The following is a 14,448-nucleotide window of genomic DNA, read 5'->3' as shown; positions in this document are numbered from 1 at the left end:
CATTTGTTTTTTACAAACACCCAAAAACGAATGGCTATGCAGGAACTGATTCAACAAGTACAGGAAAGAGCCGGTGTATCGGCTGAACAAGCGGCACAGGCGATCGAAGCTGTGAAAGACTTCGTAAAAAGCAAACTGCCGCCAATGCTGGCAGGCAACGTAGACACCTGGTTCAGCGGCCTGGCGAACACGCCTAAGCAGGATAAGGACGACGACTTCCTGGCCTAAGAACTTAATGCAAAAGGGGCTGACCATTACTTATGGTCAGCCCCTTTTGCGTTTAGGCACCTGATCAACTTCAGCAAGCGCCCGGGGCAGCATGCTGTCAGCAAGGTTATTTCTTCTTAGAAAAGCGCACCAGCTTACCCTTCCAATCCCTTGATAGCTTGGCAAACCTTACTACTTCATCGTTTGAAGGTATAGATGTAGCGCCGTAAGTTCTTCATCTGTATACGTGGCGGTCATTTTCCAGGGCATTTCGTTGTTCTTCAGCTCCTTGCCTTCCGGCGTTTTGCCCGTGCGCAATGCGTTAATAAACTGCGTATGCGTCCATTTACCGACGTTGCCCGTGGCAGATATATCAGCGATCAGCTTACCGCCTGGTACGGGATTTTCGCCACCTTTAAACGTCGGTTTATGACATCCGCTGCACGACATGGCAAGATATTCACCGTAAGCGGCCGACACTTCTTTCTTCACCTCCGCCTTTGCCACATATTTGTGATCAATCTGCTCCGCCGGGGCGAAAGGTATTTTGTCTAACGCGGCTAACACGATGCCGAGCGGACCCAGTTTATCTTTCGGCAGGTCACTGTCTACCGGCGGTTGCGCTTTAATATACGCAATGACGTTAGCCATGTCCTCGTCCGACAGTTTATAGTATTCATACGATGGCATTATAAAAAGCGTCTTTCCTTCTTTGTTAAGTCCATGCCGCAGCGCCATGAGCCAGTCACGGTCGGTACGGTCATTTCCAATACCACCTTTACCGCGGGTCAGGTTGGGGCCAGAGAAGCGGCCGATCATGGGATCATCGAGCTCCGTATGACCTTCGAGGTTAAAGCCGTGACAGCCGCCGCAGCCTTTCATTTCAAATACACGTTTACCTGCTGCAATGCTGATGGAGTCGGAGGGAATGGGTATTTCCCGGAGTTTAACGTCATACACTTTGTTACGGCGGTTGGTAACGCTGATGTAAGCGACTAACCAGGCCACTACGATGACTAAGAGGATGGAGCCGACAGTAATACCTGTCCATTTGAGAATCTTCCTTATCATGGGGTTTTAATTTTATCGGCTCAAAATTAGCCTGCCTCGGTGAAGTAGCCGGTACGTGATGGGGAGTAATATGTACGATGAACGGATCGAAGTGCAGATTTTAACGTCTTAAGTGATAAGCCATGTTTAAAGAAAAGGCGGCCCCTTTCGGGACCGCCACCTCACACACTGACACCTGTAATCATTCGTTTTACCAGGCATGCAGCACACTGGACCGGGTTTCTCAGATATGGCCAGCTCTTATCCGACCATCCGTTATTATTACCGCTTATCACTTTAAACCGCTATCTCTTCCTGCCAAAAAGATGTTACGTAGATGAGCTATAGTTGGCGGATTAAGTAGAAACACCGAGAAGGGCGGACTATGGCTTCATCCAGCCACGCCATCCGGCGTACAAATTCAGTAAACGGGCGACTAACATCAGCAGCAGCGTGGCTGCCAGCAAAATGCCCGTCCATTTTATGATTCTCCTCATCATGATTTCGCGCTACTTTTACACGCAAAATTACCCCAACGTACTTCACCAACGCGTACGTACAACGGATTAACAAATACGTAAAACGGATTTACAATGACGCCCCAAACAACATTGCCTGAAACGGCCAACAACATCAAAACGGAAACAGCCGCTCCTTACGCTTACTTACATGCCGGCACCGCTCATTACAAGTTTTTTACTGAAATGGCCTTACCGGCCAGGCGCCCCCGCCCTCATTACCAGCTGAAGCAGGCCGACATTGCCGCCATGCACAGCGTGAAAGCATATGTTCAGCAACACTTCCTCGACGAGGACTTGAGCCTGAAATTGCTCTGCCAGAAGTTCGCGTTAAACGAGTTCAAACTGAAAAAAGGATTTAAGATGCTTTTCGGACAAACGGTATTCGGTTATGCGCACCAGCTGAAAATGCAATTGTCGCGCGATATGCTCATGAGCCAGCATATGAATGTAAACGAAACTGCGGAACTGTTAGGATACAGTACGCCTAATCACTTCTCGGCTGCATTTAAAAAGATGTATGGATTTTGCCCGGGGAGATTACTTCGGTAAGACATCGCTGAAAATAAAACAGGCTGTAAAAAATTTACAGCCTGTTCTTTTTGGAGTAGATTTTTTCTCGATGTTTCGTGGTTTTGTTAGGTTGATAAATTGGTAAGGAAAGTAATTAACCCAAATTTAACGTTCTCTTTACATAAAACCATCACACTAACATGTAATTATTTTTGTCTTGTAAAGAAAGTGTCACGCCAAATAGCGTGACATTCCTTAACATGTACTTTATTAGAATATATACTTTGTTGATAGGAAATTCGATGTCTGATCCGACACGATTTTATTGATCAACGCTTTGTTCTGTTCCGTCTGTTTCGTAGCCACTACGGAACGGATGGAAAATGCCCTTAAAGCGTCAAAAACTGACAAAGTGGCTTCTGCAGAGTCCTTTCTACCGGTGAAAGGGAAGATATCCGGACCGCGTTGACACTGACAATTGATGTTCACGCGGCTCACCTGGTTTACCAGCGGATCGATGAGGGAGGCCAGTTCGGCAGCATTGTTCGAGAACAAGCTCACCTGCTGCCCATGACTCGATTCGATCAGGTATTCGATCGGCGTTTCGATATCGTCGAAAGGCAATACCGGGATCACCGGGCCAAATTGCTCCTCACTATACAACTTCATTTGGGAGTTCACCGGGTACAACACCGCCGGATATACGAACGATTCATTGGTCGCCCCGCCATGTTTATTAACGATTTTGGCGCCATGCTGCACAGCATCTTCGATCACCTGTTGCAGGTAGGCTGGCTTCTGCGGTTCGGGCAGCGGAGTAAGCGCTACACCTTTTTCCCACGGCATGCCGAAGGGCAGCTTCTCGATCGCGGCAGACAGCTTTGTCAGGAACTGGTCGGCCACCTTACGATGCACAAAAATGATTTTGATCGCGGTGCAACGTTGTCCGTTGAAAGACAGGGAGCCGAGTACACATTCCTGCACGGCCAGGTCGATGTCGGCCTTTTCAGTAATGATCGCTGCATTCTTCGCATCCAGCCCCAGGATGGCGCGCAGGCGGTTTACCTTCGGGTGCATCTTTTTAAGCTGATTCGCTACTTTGCTGGAACCGATCAATGTCAACACGTTGATGCGGCCGGACTCCATCAGCGGCTGAATAATTACGTTACCGCGACCATAAATCGTATTCACCACTCCTTTCGGGAAGCAGGTGCGGAACGCCTCCAGCAGCGGATAGTGCAATAACGTACCGTGCTTAGGAGGTTTGAAGAGTAATGTATTCCCCATGATCAGCGCGGGGATGAGCGTGGTAAACGTTTCGTTGAGCGGGTAGTTGAAAGGTCCCATACACAACACCACGCCTAAAGGGCTACGGCGGATCTGGCCAATAATGCCCTGCTCCTGTTCGAAGCCGGAAGATTTGCGGTCCAGCTCCTTGAGCGCATCGATGGTAGCATGAATATATTCCACGGTGCGGTCGAACTCTTTTACGGAGTCGGCATACGATTTACCGATTTCCCACATAATGAGTTTTACCACCTCGTCTTTCTTTTCGATCATTTTGCCGGTGAACTTCTCTACGCGGCCTATCCTTTCGGCAACCGACATGGTTGGCCACTCGCCCCGACCGTTATTATAGGCCTTTTCGGCGTCATCCAGGGCCGACATGGCCTCGTCCTGACCACAGAGCGGGTAAGAGCCGATTACCTTTCTTTGCAGGCCTTCCGGCGTTTGTATGCAGATGGGAGATAATACCGTGTGTACATCGCCGTTCCAGGGTTTCATTTCGCCGCCGGCCAGGTATTCGCGCTGGTGCATTTCGGCGGGTAAGCGAAAGGCTTCCGGGATAGCATTTGCTTCGGGGAAGATATGGCTTAACTGGTCTTCAAATTCCATAAGTTGCTGATTAAGACAGGTAAGATAGAAAAAGCCGATGGAATAATCCACCGGCTCCGGTATTAAAACTGTGCAAACGTTTTCCCTATTTCTTCAGCGCCTCTCTTGCAATTACGATTTTTTGTATTTCGGATGTGCCTTCGCCGATGGTACAAAGCTTCGCATCGCGGTAAAACTTCTCTACCGGGAAGTCTTTTGTATAACCATATCCGCCAAATACCTGTACCGCCTCATTGGCTGTTTTAACCGCCACTTCGGAAGCATAGTACTTCGCCATGGCCGCCTCTTTGGTCATCGGCACTTTCCGGTTCTTCATATCGGCTGCCTGCATGGTAAGCAGCTCCGCCGCTTCAATTTCGGTCGCCATATCCGCCAGTTTAAATGAAATACCCTGGAAGGAGGCGATGGGCTTATCGAACTGGTGGCGCTCCTGTGCATACTTCGCGGCTGCTTCAAACGCACCTTTGGCAATGCCGAGCGAAAGGGCTGCGATGGAAATACGGCCGCCGTCCAGCACTTTCATGGATTGTATGAAGCCGTCGCCTACTTCGCCCAGCACGTTGGCGGCAGGTACGCGGCAGTTATCGAATATCATTTCGGCCGTTTCGGAGGCGCGCATACCGAGTTTATTCTCTTTTTTACCGCCGCTGAAACCGGGCGTGCCGCGTTCTACGACGAAGGCCGTCATACCGTGACTGTCGCGCACTTCGCCGGTGCGGGCGATCACTACGGCTACGTCGCCGCTTTTACCGTGGGTAATCCAGGATTTGGTACCGTTGAGTATCCAGTCGTCGCCATCTTGTTTGGCCACGCATTTCATATTCATCGCATCGGAGCCGGTGTTGGGTTCTGTAAGTCCCCAGGCGCCGATCCATTCGGCAGTGGCGAGTTTAGGCAGATAACGCTGCTTTTGTTCTTCGTTACCGAACTGCAGGATGTGGCCTGTGCAGAGTGAGTTATGAGCGGCTACGCTGAGGCCGATGGCGCCGCAGATCTTGGCTATTTCGCTGACAACGGTAACGTATTCGAGGTAGCCAAGACCGGCACCATTGTACTTTTCGGGCACCAATACACCCATCAGGCCAAGCTCGCCAAGTCGTTTAAAGAGGTCGGTGGGGAAAGTCTGGTTTTCGTCCCAGTCCATAATGTGAGGCAACATGTGTGTTTTTCCAAAGTCCCTAATCATCTGCGCGATCTGTTGTTGCATTTCCGTAGGCTCAAAATTCATAACTGGAAAGAGGTTTAATTGATCGTGATGTAATTTTCAATTTTACGATAAATAATATCATCCACCAATGGCAGCTTCTTCAGGTCTTCCACCGCCCCGAAAGGCCCGTGAACACTACGGTAACGTATAAGCTGGGCCGCCAGTTTCGTGTCGATGTATGGATGTTGTGCTAAAGATTTCTCATCTATATGATTGATATCTATTTTTCTTAGAGAAATGCTACCTATGCGGAGAAAAGGTTGAATTTTATTAAAAACCGAATCGGGCAGACCATAGGTTTCCCTTACCTGCTCCATAAAATAGAAGCCGCCCAGCCGCTCCCGGAAGCGCACGATCCTCCGTGCAAACCCCGGGCCGACGCCTGGCAACTGCTCCCAGGCTGCGGAGTCGGCCACGTTTACATCGATCGGTTGCGGACCAATGCGCGCGACGAAGGGTTGACGAAACACCGTATCCCTCTTTTCGGCGATACGCACGTAAGGCAGCAGCTGCTCATAGGTAGCTTTATCGAGCGTGTATATCTTTTGCAAGTCCTCCGCCTGCCGGAACCGGCCTCCTTTCGACACGAACTTTAAGATCGACTTCGCGGTACGTTCCTTCACGCCCATACGCTGCCAGCCTTCCAGTAATAAGGTGTTCGGATCGAACAAGGTGGGTGATAAACGTGTTGCTGCCACCGGTGTAAATACCGCTTCACGTACGGGCGGTGCGGCCATCAGCGCGGCCATCTCCTGCTCAAAACCAGCTTTATCAATAGCAGGCACTTCGCGAAAATGCGGTGTGATATAAGGAACGGCATACAGTATCAGTATAACAAAAGAAAGCAGCAATACGCCGGCACGCTCGCGCGCGGAAAAGTCAAGGTAATCCCTGATGAACTTTTTGAGCATGGGTTAACAATATTTCTATGAATGTACTGCTAAATTTCGATTTGTAAACCGTCGAACGCAAGCGCCACACCTTCGGGCAATTCCTTACTTACTTCGTCGTGCATACCAAGCTGGTGGCTGATGTGAGTGAGGTATAACTGCGGCACTTCCAGCTCGCGGCCGATCTCGATGGCCTCGTTCAAGGTAAAGTGGGAGATATGTTTTTCGTGACGTAATGCATTTAACACGAGCACCTTTGAACCGCGGATCTTTTCTTTTTCTTCCGGCGCGATATAGTTCGCATCGGTAATGTAAGTAAAGTCGCCAAAGCGGAAACCGGTAACCGGCATTTTGTGGTGCATCACATTAATCGGGGTGATGTGCAGGCCATTGATCTCAAACGGCTCGTCCGGTATGGTACGCAGGTTAATTTCGGGTATGCCCGGGTATTTAAAGTCCGCAAAAGCATAAGAGAACTCGCGGATGATCACATTCTGTGTAAAGTCGCTGGCGTAAATATCAATAGGGCGGTTCTGAAAGTAGTTGAACGCGCGGATGTCGTCCATGCCGGCGATATGGTCTTTATGGCTGTGGGTCACCAGCACACATTCGAGGTGTTTCATGTGGGCGCGTAACATCTGGTAACGGAAGTCGGGCGTAGTATCCACCACGATATTTCCCGCTTCGGATTGTACGAGAATACTGCTGCGCAGCCGGTTATCCTTTGGATTAAGGGAGGCGCACACCTCGCACGGGCAGGCGATGACCGGCACGCCCTGCGATGTTCCTGTTCCTAAAAATGTTACGTTGATAATGCTCACAATTATTCCGGTGTAGCAGGGTTTTCGTCTTCGTTAGCGGCCGCCGCTTCCTCTTCGGCATCCGCGATCGCTTTACTATCCAGCACCTGCTGGTACAACTTCTGCGACTCTGCGCTCATAAAATCGCGGTCCACCTGGATGGCCGGTAAAATATCGAGCAGGGTGTTGATTCGTCCCTCGAGGGTGAGAAACTTGTTCACCACCACCACCTTTTTATGTTCGAGTACACAGTAGCCCGACATAAAAGTGCCTTTCTCGTACCGGATCTGGTACTTCGACTCCTCGAAAATCTTTTCCAGTTTCGCCAGGTTATTGGGTGTGATTTTCAGATTCATGGTGCAAATGTAACAAAAAGGCTTATTTGCTCACCATCCGCGCAACGGGCACGATCATCTCCTCCAGGGAAATGCCGCCGTGCTGGAAGGTATTGCGGTAATAGTTCACGAAATAGTTATAGTTATTCGGGTAACAGAGGTATCCATCTTCCCGCGCAAAAATGTAAGATGAGTTTACGTTTGGCCTTGGCAAACCTGCATCTTTCGGATCGCGGAAAGCTAACACCTCCTTGGGATCGTAGTTGAGATTACGGCCATGTTTATACCGCAGGTTGGTAGTCGTTTGTTTATCGCCGATCACCTTTACCGGCGTTTTTACCCGCACGCTGCCATGGTCGGTCGCTACAATGACATTGATCTTCTTGTCGGCCACCTTCTTCAGCGCCTGGTGCAGCGGCGAATGCTCGAACCAGCTGGCCGTAATGGAGCGGTAAGATATTTCGTCGCTCGCCAGCTCCTTCAGCACCTCCATTTCCGTACGGGCGTGGCTGAGCATATCGACAAAGTTGTATACGATGATGTTGAGCGGGAAGTTCATCATGTTGTGAATGTTGTTCACGAGATGTTGCCCGTCATTATGGTTCACCACCTTGGTGTAGGAGAAGCGCATATCCTTCCGCAGACTTTGCAGTTGTCCGGCAAAAAACTTTTCCTCGAAGAGATTTTTACCGCCGTCTTCATCATCGTTTTTCCATTCCTCGGGGAAGCGGGCTTCGATGTCTACAGGCAGCAGGCCTGCAAAAATCGCGTTACGGGCATATTGCGTGGACGTAGGCAGAATGCTGTAAAACGTATCTTCTTCCACCAGGCGGAACGACTCGGAAAATATCGGGAGGATGGTTTTCCACTGGTCGTAACGCAGGTTATCGATAAGGATAAAGAAGTTGGGTACGTTCGGGTCCAGGTGCGGAAACACCTTATCGCGGAACAGCGTATGGGACAGTACCGGCGCGTCTTTGGCATTGGGTTTCAGCCAATCTGCATAATGCCGGGAAATGTACTTGGCAAACTCCGTATTGGCCTCGGCCTTCTGGGAGCTGAGCACCTCCGTCATCGATTCTGAGTCTGCCTTTTGCATCTCCATTTCCCAATACACCAGTTTTTTATAAATATCGGCCCAGCCGCGGTGATCGGGATTATCGTTGAGGGCCATGAACAGTTCGCGGAACTGTTGCTGGTAGGCGGTAGTCGTCTTTTCAGATACGAGCCGCTTATTATCGATGATCTTTTTGAGCGAGAGCAATACCTGGTTTGGGTTTACCGGCTTGATAAGGTAGTCCGTGATCTGCGAGCCGATGGCTTCATCCATCACGTTTTCCGCCTCGTTTTTCGTGATCATCACCACCGGTATCTGCTGGTCGATCTCTTTGATCTTACCCAACGTTTCCAGGCCGGTAATGCCGGGCATGGACTCGTCGAGCAGTACAACATCTACAATATTCTCCTTCAGGAAGTCGAGTGCATCGTATCCGTTGGTGAGCGCAGAAACGTGGTAACCTTTGTTTTCGAGGAACATGATCTGCGACCGTAACGAATCGATTTCATCATCTACCCAGAGTATATTGATTTTGCTCATGCTGTATTTTATATATGAGATTTTAAATTTACGTCCAATTTTGTCAAAAACCATTCCCCATTCCCAGCGCACTCATCTAATAAAAAGTTAAAGAACGTAAAAACCGATGAGGGTATTTTCTAATTCAAGCGTCATATCATTAAAAAAGTGGGGTATGAACGTTTAGTACGTTAGCTTTGTACCGCTTCCGAAATAAGTTAATGAATGACTGAGCGCAAACGTAAAATTGTCAATGATCCGGTATATGGTTTTATCACCATCGATCATCCATTGATTTTCAAATTAATATCGCATCCATACTACCAGCGTTTACGCCGTATACACCAAATGGCCCTGGCACAAACCGTTTACCCGGGTGCCATGCATACCCGGTTCCATCACAGCCTGGGCGCTTATCACCTGATGAGCTGCGCGTTATCGGAGTTAAAGGGTAAAGGCATTCACATCACCCCGGAAGAGGAATTAGCGGCCAAAATGGCTATTCTGCTGCACGACGTGGGCCACGGTCCTTACTCTCACGCGCTGGAGCATTCTATTGTAGAAGGCGTGTCGCACGAAGAGATCAGCCGGATGCTCATGGAAGCGTTGAACAAAGAAATGGACGGGGCGCTTACGCTCACGATCGAGATATTTAATGGCATTTACCATAAAAAATTCCTGCATCAACTGGTTTCCAGCCAGTTAGATGTGGACAGGCTGGATTACCTGAACCGCGACAGCTTTTTTACCGGCGTATCGGAAGGCGTAATCGGGTACGACCGCATTATAAAAATGCTGACCGTGCACCATGGTGAGTTGATGGTTGAGGAGAAAGGGATTTATTCCATCGAGAAGTTCATTGTTTCGCGCCGCCTGATGTACTGGCAGGTATATCTGCACAAAACGGTATTAAGCGCGGAAAACATGCTCGTAAAGGTACTTTCCCGCGCCAAACACCTGGCACAGGCCGGCCAGGAGGTGTTTTGCTCCCCGCCCTGCATTATTTCCTCTACAACGTGGTGAATAAGCGCAAGTTTGAGCAGGATCCCGAATGTCTCACGCAATTCTGCCTGCTGGACGATTACGATGTTATGGGCGCGATCAAGGCCTGGGCAGGTCACCCGGACAGGGTACTGAGTACGCTGAGCAAAATGCTGATAAACAGGGAGTTGTTTAAAGTTGTACTGAGTAACGAACCTTTTGATAAGGAAATCGAGACCGTTCTGAAGCAGAAAGTGACGCAAGCCTGGGGCTTTACAGAGGAAGAACTGGATTACTTCGTTTTTAGCGATGACGCGACGCTGCGGGCCTATAACATGACCGACGAGAAAATAAACATCCTTTTCAAGGACGGCACGTTTAAAGACATTTCGTCCATAGATAATGCATTAATCAGCCAGACATTGGCTATACCGATAAAAAAATTCTACATTTGTCATCCGAAAATCTAGGCTAACAGCGTTTTATAAAAGAATTAACATGTTATATATTACGTTTATATTATCCGGTGATGGCCTGGTAGGTAACAATTCAAATTATAATTATGCAGTTTAGCGCATTACAATTGGCTACCATCTTAAATGGTAAGCTGGAAGGAAATCCGGACGTTAAGGTACACAACATCGCTAAAATTGAGGAGGCGGGCGAAGGCCTGTTGAGTTTCATTGCGAACCCCAAATACGAAGAATTTATATACACCACCAAGGCATCTATATTAATCGTAAACGAAAGTCTGGTCGTGGAGCGTGAGATAACGCCTACGCTTATACGCGTGAAAGACGCTTACAGCAGCTTTGCCTTGCTGCTGGAAAAGTACAACCAGATGGCCGGTGATAAAAAAGGTATTCAACAACCCTCTCACATACCCGCTTCGGTGAAGATGGGTGAGAACGTTTTTGTAGGCGCTTTTGCTTACCTGGGCGAGAACGTGGTGCTGGGTAATAACGTAAAGATCTATCCCGGCGTATACCTGGGCGACAATGTGAAGATTGGCGACAACTCCGTGGTATTCCCCGGTGTAAAGGTATATGACTTTTGTACCGTAGGTAAACATGTGATTTTACATGCCGGCTGTGTGTTGGGTGGAGACGGCTTCGGCTTTGCGCCCCAGCAGGACGGCAGTTATAAAAAGGTGCCGCAGATCGGTAACGTAGTCGTACATGACTACGTGGAGATCGGCGCCAATACAACGATCGACAGGGCTACCATGGGCTCTACCGTGATCCGCAACGGCGTTAAGCTGGACAACCTGATCCAGATCGCGCACAATGTGGAGATCGGGGAGAATACCGTGATCGCTGCACAAACCGGCGTATCCGGCAGTACCAAGATTGGTCGTAACTGTATTATCGGCGGCCAGGTAGGTATCGTTGGGCACATCCAGATTGCGGATGGCACCAAGATCAATGCGCAGAGCGGCCTGTCCAAATCAATTACAGATCCGAATAAGTCACTCACCGGCTCACCGGCGTTCGACTATAAAAGTTCACTGAAAAGTCAGGCAATTTTTAGAAATTTGCCCGATTTGGAAAAGAGAGTGAAAGAACTCGAGGATATGGTAAAGCAACTATTATCCGAAAAAGAAGGTGTTTAAGTTAGTCAGGAAAGTATTATAGCTATTTATTATGATGATGGAAAATACGCAGTTGCCCAACCAGCAAACCCTTAAGAGCCAGGTTACAATCTCCGGTGTAGGATTACACACCGGCGCTCATGTGAATATGACCCTTAAGCCGGCCATTGCCGGTTTCGGTATCAAGTTCCAACGTATTGACCTGCCGGACCAACCGGTAGTGAAAGCCGATGTGGACTATGTTGTAGACACCGCACGCGGTACCACCCTCGAGCACAACGGTGCCCGGGTTAGCACCGTAGAACACCTGCTGGCGGCCCTGGTAGGTAGTGGTGTAGATAACGTGCTTGTAGAACTGAACGGCCCGGAAATTCCGATCATGGACGGTAGTTCACAACCCTTTATCGACATTATCGAAGAAATAGGCGTACAACCACAGGACGCTAAAAAGATCTACTATTCCATCGACACCAACATCAGCTACTATGATGATGAGAAGAAAGTGGAAATGGTAGCCCTGCCTTCCGTTGATTACCGCATCACTGCGCTGATCGACTTCAACTCGCAGGTACTGGGTACGCAGCACGCGAACCTGAAGCATATGGACGATTTCAAGAAAGAGATCGCACCATGCCGTACCTTCTGCTTTTTACATGAACTGGAATACCTGGTAGCCAACAACCTGATCAAAGGCGGCGACATCAACAACGCGATCGTTGTGGTGGACAAGCCCATGACCGAGGATGAGCTGGACCGCCTGGCGAAAGTATTTAACCGCGACAAGATCGGTGTACAGCGCGAAGGTATCCTGAACAATATTTCCCTCCGCTTCCCGAACGAGCCGGCACGCCACAAGCTGCTGGACATAGTAGGTGATCTCGCCCTGATCGGTTATCCGATTAAGGCGCACATCATTGCCAACAGGCCGGGCCACGCTTCCAACGTGGAGTTTGCGAAGAAGATCAAAGCGTACATCAAAAAGAACAAACACGCCAAGGACGTTCCCATTTACGATCCAAACCAGCCGGCGGTGTTTGACATCAACCGCATTGCGCGCACCCTGCCGCACCGTTATCCATTCCTGATGGTGGACAAGATCATCGATCTGACCGACAACATGGTAGTGGGTATTAAGAATGTTACGTTCAACGAGTACTTCTTCCAGGGGCACTTCCCGAACAACCCTGTAATGCCGGGTGTGTTGCAGATCGAAGCGCTGTCGCAGGTAGGTGGTATGCTGGCACTGAACACTGTGCCTGATCCGGAAAATTACGACACTTACTTCCTGAAGATAGACAACTGTAAGTTTAAACAGAAAGTGTTGCCCGGCGATACCCTCGTAATGAAAATGGAGTTGCTGAGCCCAATCCGCCGTGGCATTGTGGAAATGCGCGGAACGATTTTCATTGGCAATAAGGTCGCTACTGAAGCTGATCTGATTGCTCAAATCATCAAATCAAGATAAGGTAAAATACAGCTTAATGATCCATCCGCTTACGTACATACATCCGGACGCCAAGGTAGCGCCTAATGTTAAAATCGATCCTTTTACCGTTATCCACAAAAACGTAGAGATAGGGGAAGGAACCTGGATAGGTTCCAATGTGACGATTATGGAAGGCGCCCGTATCGGCAGCAACTGCCGTATATTCCCCGGCGCGGTGATCTCTGCCATCCCACAGGACCTCAAATTTGCCAATGAAGAAACAACCGTTGAAATAGGTAACAATACCACCATTCGTGAGTATGTAACCATTAACCGCGGTACCAAAGACAAATGGAAAACCTGCATCGGTAACAACTGCCTCATCATGGCTTACAGCCATATTGCGCACGATTGCGAAGTAGGCGACTATTGCGTATTTTCCAATAACACCACCCTGGCAGGTCATATTACCGTTGGCAACAACGTAGTACTGGCGGGCATGGTGGCTGTACAGCAGTTCTGCAAAATAGGCGATCACGCTTTTGTAACCGGCGGTTCGCTGGTACGTAAAGATGTACCGCCTTATGTGAAAGCTGCACGTGAACCACTGAGCTATGTGGGTGTTAACTCCGTAGGCCTTAAACGCCGCGGCTTTTCCCTGGAAAAGATCAACCACATACTGGATATCTACCGCATCATCTTCGTAAAAGCGAATAACATCTCCAAAGCCATCCGCATCATCGAAGCCGATTTTCCGGCTACAGACGAAAGAGATGAAATACTCTCCTTCATTCGTGAATCGGGTCGTGGTATTATGAGAGGTTACAGCACTAAGGCCAATGACGATCTCGCTTAATAACGTAGGAAAACGGTTCAATTACGACTGGATATTCCGCGGCGTATCTCATATGTTCGAAGCGAAGCAACAGTACGCAATACTGGGGCATAACGGCTCCGGCAAATCGACCTTGTTGCAGGTGGTAAGCGGCCACCATCATCATAACGAAGGCAACATCACTTATACACTCAATGGCGCTGCACTGGACCAGGAAAACCTGTACCGGCACAGCGCCATTGCCGCTCCATACCTGGAGCTCGTCGAAGAGTTCACCCTGCTGGAATGCTTCGATTTTCACCAGACCTTTAAAAGTCTATTACCCGGCTACAAACCCCGTGAGATCATGGAAGTAGTGGGGCTGGAAAAAGCCGTGAACAAACAGGTACGCTACTTTTCATCCGGCATGAAACAACGCGCTAAACTTGCCCTGGCCATCTTTTCGGACGTGCCCTTACTGCTGCTGGATGAGCCCTGCACCAACCTCGATGCAGAAGGCATTGCCCTGTACCAGCGCCTGATCGGCCAGTACGGCATGGACCGTACCGTGATCGTAAGCTCCAACGACCCCCAGGAGTACAGCTTTTGCCAGCACCTGCTGAAGATTACCGACTACAAATAAC

General features: G+C 49.2%; 15 protein-coding genes. 8 read left to right on the top strand and 7 right to left on the bottom strand.

Features of this window, described 5'->3' with window-relative positions; all coding sequences use genetic code 11:
* Window positions 1–36 precede the first annotated feature (36 nt).
* Window positions 37–228, top strand: coding sequence for a hypothetical protein (locus MKQ68_RS24840; protein WP_264281417.1), 192 nt, complete (start codon window positions 37–39; stop codon window positions 226–228).
* Window positions 229–399: 171 nt separating this feature from the next.
* Here the strand turns inward: MKQ68_RS24840 and MKQ68_RS24835 are convergent, their stop codons facing one another.
* A complete protein-coding gene (locus MKQ68_RS24835) occupies window positions 400–1,278 on the bottom strand; it encodes a cytochrome c (protein ID WP_264281416.1) in 879 nt (292 codons plus the stop codon).
* Between the two features lie 572 nt (window positions 1,279–1,850).
* Here MKQ68_RS24835 and MKQ68_RS24830 point away from each other — a divergent pair.
* The gene (locus tag MKQ68_RS24830) at window positions 1,851–2,327 is read left to right on the top strand and encodes a helix-turn-helix transcriptional regulator (protein ID WP_264281415.1); all 477 of its coding nucleotides are present in this window, start codon (window positions 1,851–1,853) and stop codon (window positions 2,325–2,327) included.
* Window positions 2,328–2,558: 231 nt separating this feature from the next.
* On the opposite strand, the gene MKQ68_RS24825 is transcribed toward MKQ68_RS24830, so the two are convergent.
* The 6 genes from MKQ68_RS24825 to porX all read right to left on the bottom strand — a co-directional run bounded on the left by MKQ68_RS24825 (window position 2,559) and on the right by porX (window position 9,013).
* A complete protein-coding gene (locus MKQ68_RS24825) occupies window positions 2,559–4,184 on the bottom strand; it encodes an NADP-dependent glyceraldehyde-3-phosphate dehydrogenase (protein WP_264281414.1) in 1,626 nt (541 codons plus the stop codon).
* An 85-nt stretch (window positions 4,185–4,269) separates the two neighbouring features.
* Complete coding sequence (locus MKQ68_RS24820) at window positions 4,270–5,412, bottom strand: acyl-CoA dehydrogenase family protein (RefSeq protein ID WP_264281413.1); 1,143 nt, start codon at window positions 5,410–5,412, stop codon at window positions 4,270–4,272.
* 14 nt (window positions 5,413–5,426) lie between these two features.
* Window positions 5,427–6,302: a ComEA family DNA-binding protein gene (locus MKQ68_RS24815; RefSeq protein WP_244845392.1), complete on the bottom strand. Its 876-nt coding sequence runs from the start codon at window positions 6,300–6,302 to the stop codon at window positions 5,427–5,429.
* A gap of 29 nt (window positions 6,303–6,331) precedes the next feature.
* Window positions 6,332–7,102, bottom strand: coding sequence for an MBL fold metallo-hydrolase (locus tag MKQ68_RS24810; RefSeq protein WP_264281412.1), 771 nt, complete (start codon window positions 7,100–7,102; stop codon window positions 6,332–6,334).
* 2 nt (window positions 7,103–7,104) lie between these two features.
* Window positions 7,105–7,437: a hypothetical protein gene (locus MKQ68_RS24805; protein ID WP_264281411.1), complete on the bottom strand. Its 333-nt coding sequence runs from the start codon at window positions 7,435–7,437 to the stop codon at window positions 7,105–7,107.
* 22 nt (window positions 7,438–7,459) lie between these two features.
* On the bottom strand, window positions 7,460–9,013 hold the full coding sequence (gene porX / locus MKQ68_RS24800; protein WP_264281410.1) for a T9SS response regulator signal transducer PorX: 1,554 nt from the start codon (window positions 9,011–9,013) through the stop codon (window positions 7,460–7,462).
* A 204-nt stretch (window positions 9,014–9,217) separates the two neighbouring features.
* On the opposite strand from porX, the gene MKQ68_RS24795 reads away from it, so the two are divergent.
* The 6 genes from MKQ68_RS24795 (at window position 9,218) to MKQ68_RS24770 (ending at window position 14,447) form a co-directional block, all read left to right on the top strand.
* Window positions 9,218–10,015, top strand: coding sequence for an HD domain-containing protein (locus MKQ68_RS24795; RefSeq protein ID WP_264281409.1), 798 nt, complete (start codon window positions 9,218–9,220; stop codon window positions 10,013–10,015).
* The gene (locus MKQ68_RS24790) at window positions 10,012–10,443 is read left to right on the top strand and encodes a hypothetical protein (RefSeq protein WP_264281408.1); all 432 of its coding nucleotides are present in this window, start codon (window positions 10,012–10,014) and stop codon (window positions 10,441–10,443) included. Before MKQ68_RS24795 ends, MKQ68_RS24790 begins: the two co-directional genes overlap by 4 nt.
* 92 nt (window positions 10,444–10,535) lie before the next feature.
* Window positions 10,536–11,585, top strand: a complete 1,050-nt coding sequence (lpxD, locus tag MKQ68_RS24785; RefSeq protein ID WP_264281407.1) for a UDP-3-O-(3-hydroxymyristoyl)glucosamine N-acyltransferase — start codon at window positions 10,536–10,538, stop codon at window positions 11,583–11,585.
* Window positions 11,586–11,616: 31 nt separating this feature from the next.
* A complete protein-coding gene (locus tag MKQ68_RS24780) occupies window positions 11,617–13,029 on the top strand; it encodes a bifunctional UDP-3-O-[3-hydroxymyristoyl] N-acetylglucosamine deacetylase/3-hydroxyacyl-ACP dehydratase (protein WP_264281406.1) in 1,413 nt (470 codons plus the stop codon).
* Between the two features lie 16 nt (window positions 13,030–13,045).
* The gene (gene lpxA / locus MKQ68_RS24775; RefSeq protein WP_264281405.1) at window positions 13,046–13,846 is read left to right on the top strand and encodes an acyl-ACP--UDP-N-acetylglucosamine O-acyltransferase; all 801 of its coding nucleotides are present in this window, start codon (window positions 13,046–13,048) and stop codon (window positions 13,844–13,846) included.
* Window positions 13,830–14,447: an ABC transporter ATP-binding protein gene (locus MKQ68_RS24770; RefSeq protein ID WP_244845381.1), complete on the top strand. Its 618-nt coding sequence runs from the start codon at window positions 13,830–13,832 to the stop codon at window positions 14,445–14,447. Before lpxA ends, MKQ68_RS24770 begins: the two co-directional genes overlap by 17 nt.
* Window position 14,448: the final 1 nt, after the last annotated feature.

This window comes from Chitinophaga horti (assembly GCF_022867795.2).
GTDB classification, from domain to species: Bacteria; Bacteroidota; Bacteroidia; order Chitinophagales; family Chitinophagaceae; genus Chitinophaga; species Chitinophaga horti.
This window is presented reverse-complemented; position numbering and strand designations above follow the sequence as displayed.

Excerpts from the sequence above, each read along its gene's own strand:
- MKQ68_RS24825 (WP_264281414.1), bottom strand. The coding sequence starts at position 4,184 with ATGGAATTTGAAGACCAGTTAAGCCATATCTTCCCCGAAGCAAATGCT.
- MKQ68_RS24795 (WP_264281409.1), top strand. The coding sequence starts at position 9,218 with ATGACTGAGCGCAAACGTAAAATTGTCAATGATCCGGTATATGGTTTT.
- porX (WP_264281410.1), bottom strand. The coding sequence starts at position 9,013 with ATGAGCAAAATCAATATACTCTGGGTAGATGATGAAATCGATTCGTTA.
- MKQ68_RS24820 (WP_264281413.1), bottom strand. The coding sequence starts at position 5,412 with ATGAATTTTGAGCCTACGGAAATGCAACAACAGATCGCGCAGATGATT.
- MKQ68_RS24805 (WP_264281411.1), bottom strand. The coding sequence starts at position 7,437 with ATGAATCTGAAAATCACACCCAATAACCTGGCGAAACTGGAAAAGATT.
- MKQ68_RS24780 (WP_264281406.1), top strand. The coding sequence starts at position 11,617 with ATGATGATGGAAAATACGCAGTTGCCCAACCAGCAAACCCTTAAGAGC.
- MKQ68_RS24835 (WP_264281416.1), bottom strand. The coding sequence starts at position 1,278 with ATGATAAGGAAGATTCTCAAATGGACAGGTATTACTGTCGGCTCCATC.
- MKQ68_RS24770 (WP_244845381.1), top strand. The coding sequence starts at position 13,830 with ATGACGATCTCGCTTAATAACGTAGGAAAACGGTTCAATTACGACTGG.
- MKQ68_RS24830 (WP_264281415.1), top strand. The coding sequence starts at position 1,851 with ATGACGCCCCAAACAACATTGCCTGAAACGGCCAACAACATCAAAACG.
- lpxA (WP_264281405.1), top strand. The coding sequence starts at position 13,046 with ATGATCCATCCGCTTACGTACATACATCCGGACGCCAAGGTAGCGCCT.
- lpxD (WP_264281407.1), top strand. The coding sequence starts at position 10,536 with ATGCAGTTTAGCGCATTACAATTGGCTACCATCTTAAATGGTAAGCTG.
- MKQ68_RS24815 (WP_244845392.1), bottom strand. The coding sequence starts at position 6,302 with ATGCTCAAAAAGTTCATCAGGGATTACCTTGACTTTTCCGCGCGCGAG.
- MKQ68_RS24840 (WP_264281417.1), top strand. The coding sequence starts at position 37 with ATGCAGGAACTGATTCAACAAGTACAGGAAAGAGCCGGTGTATCGGCT.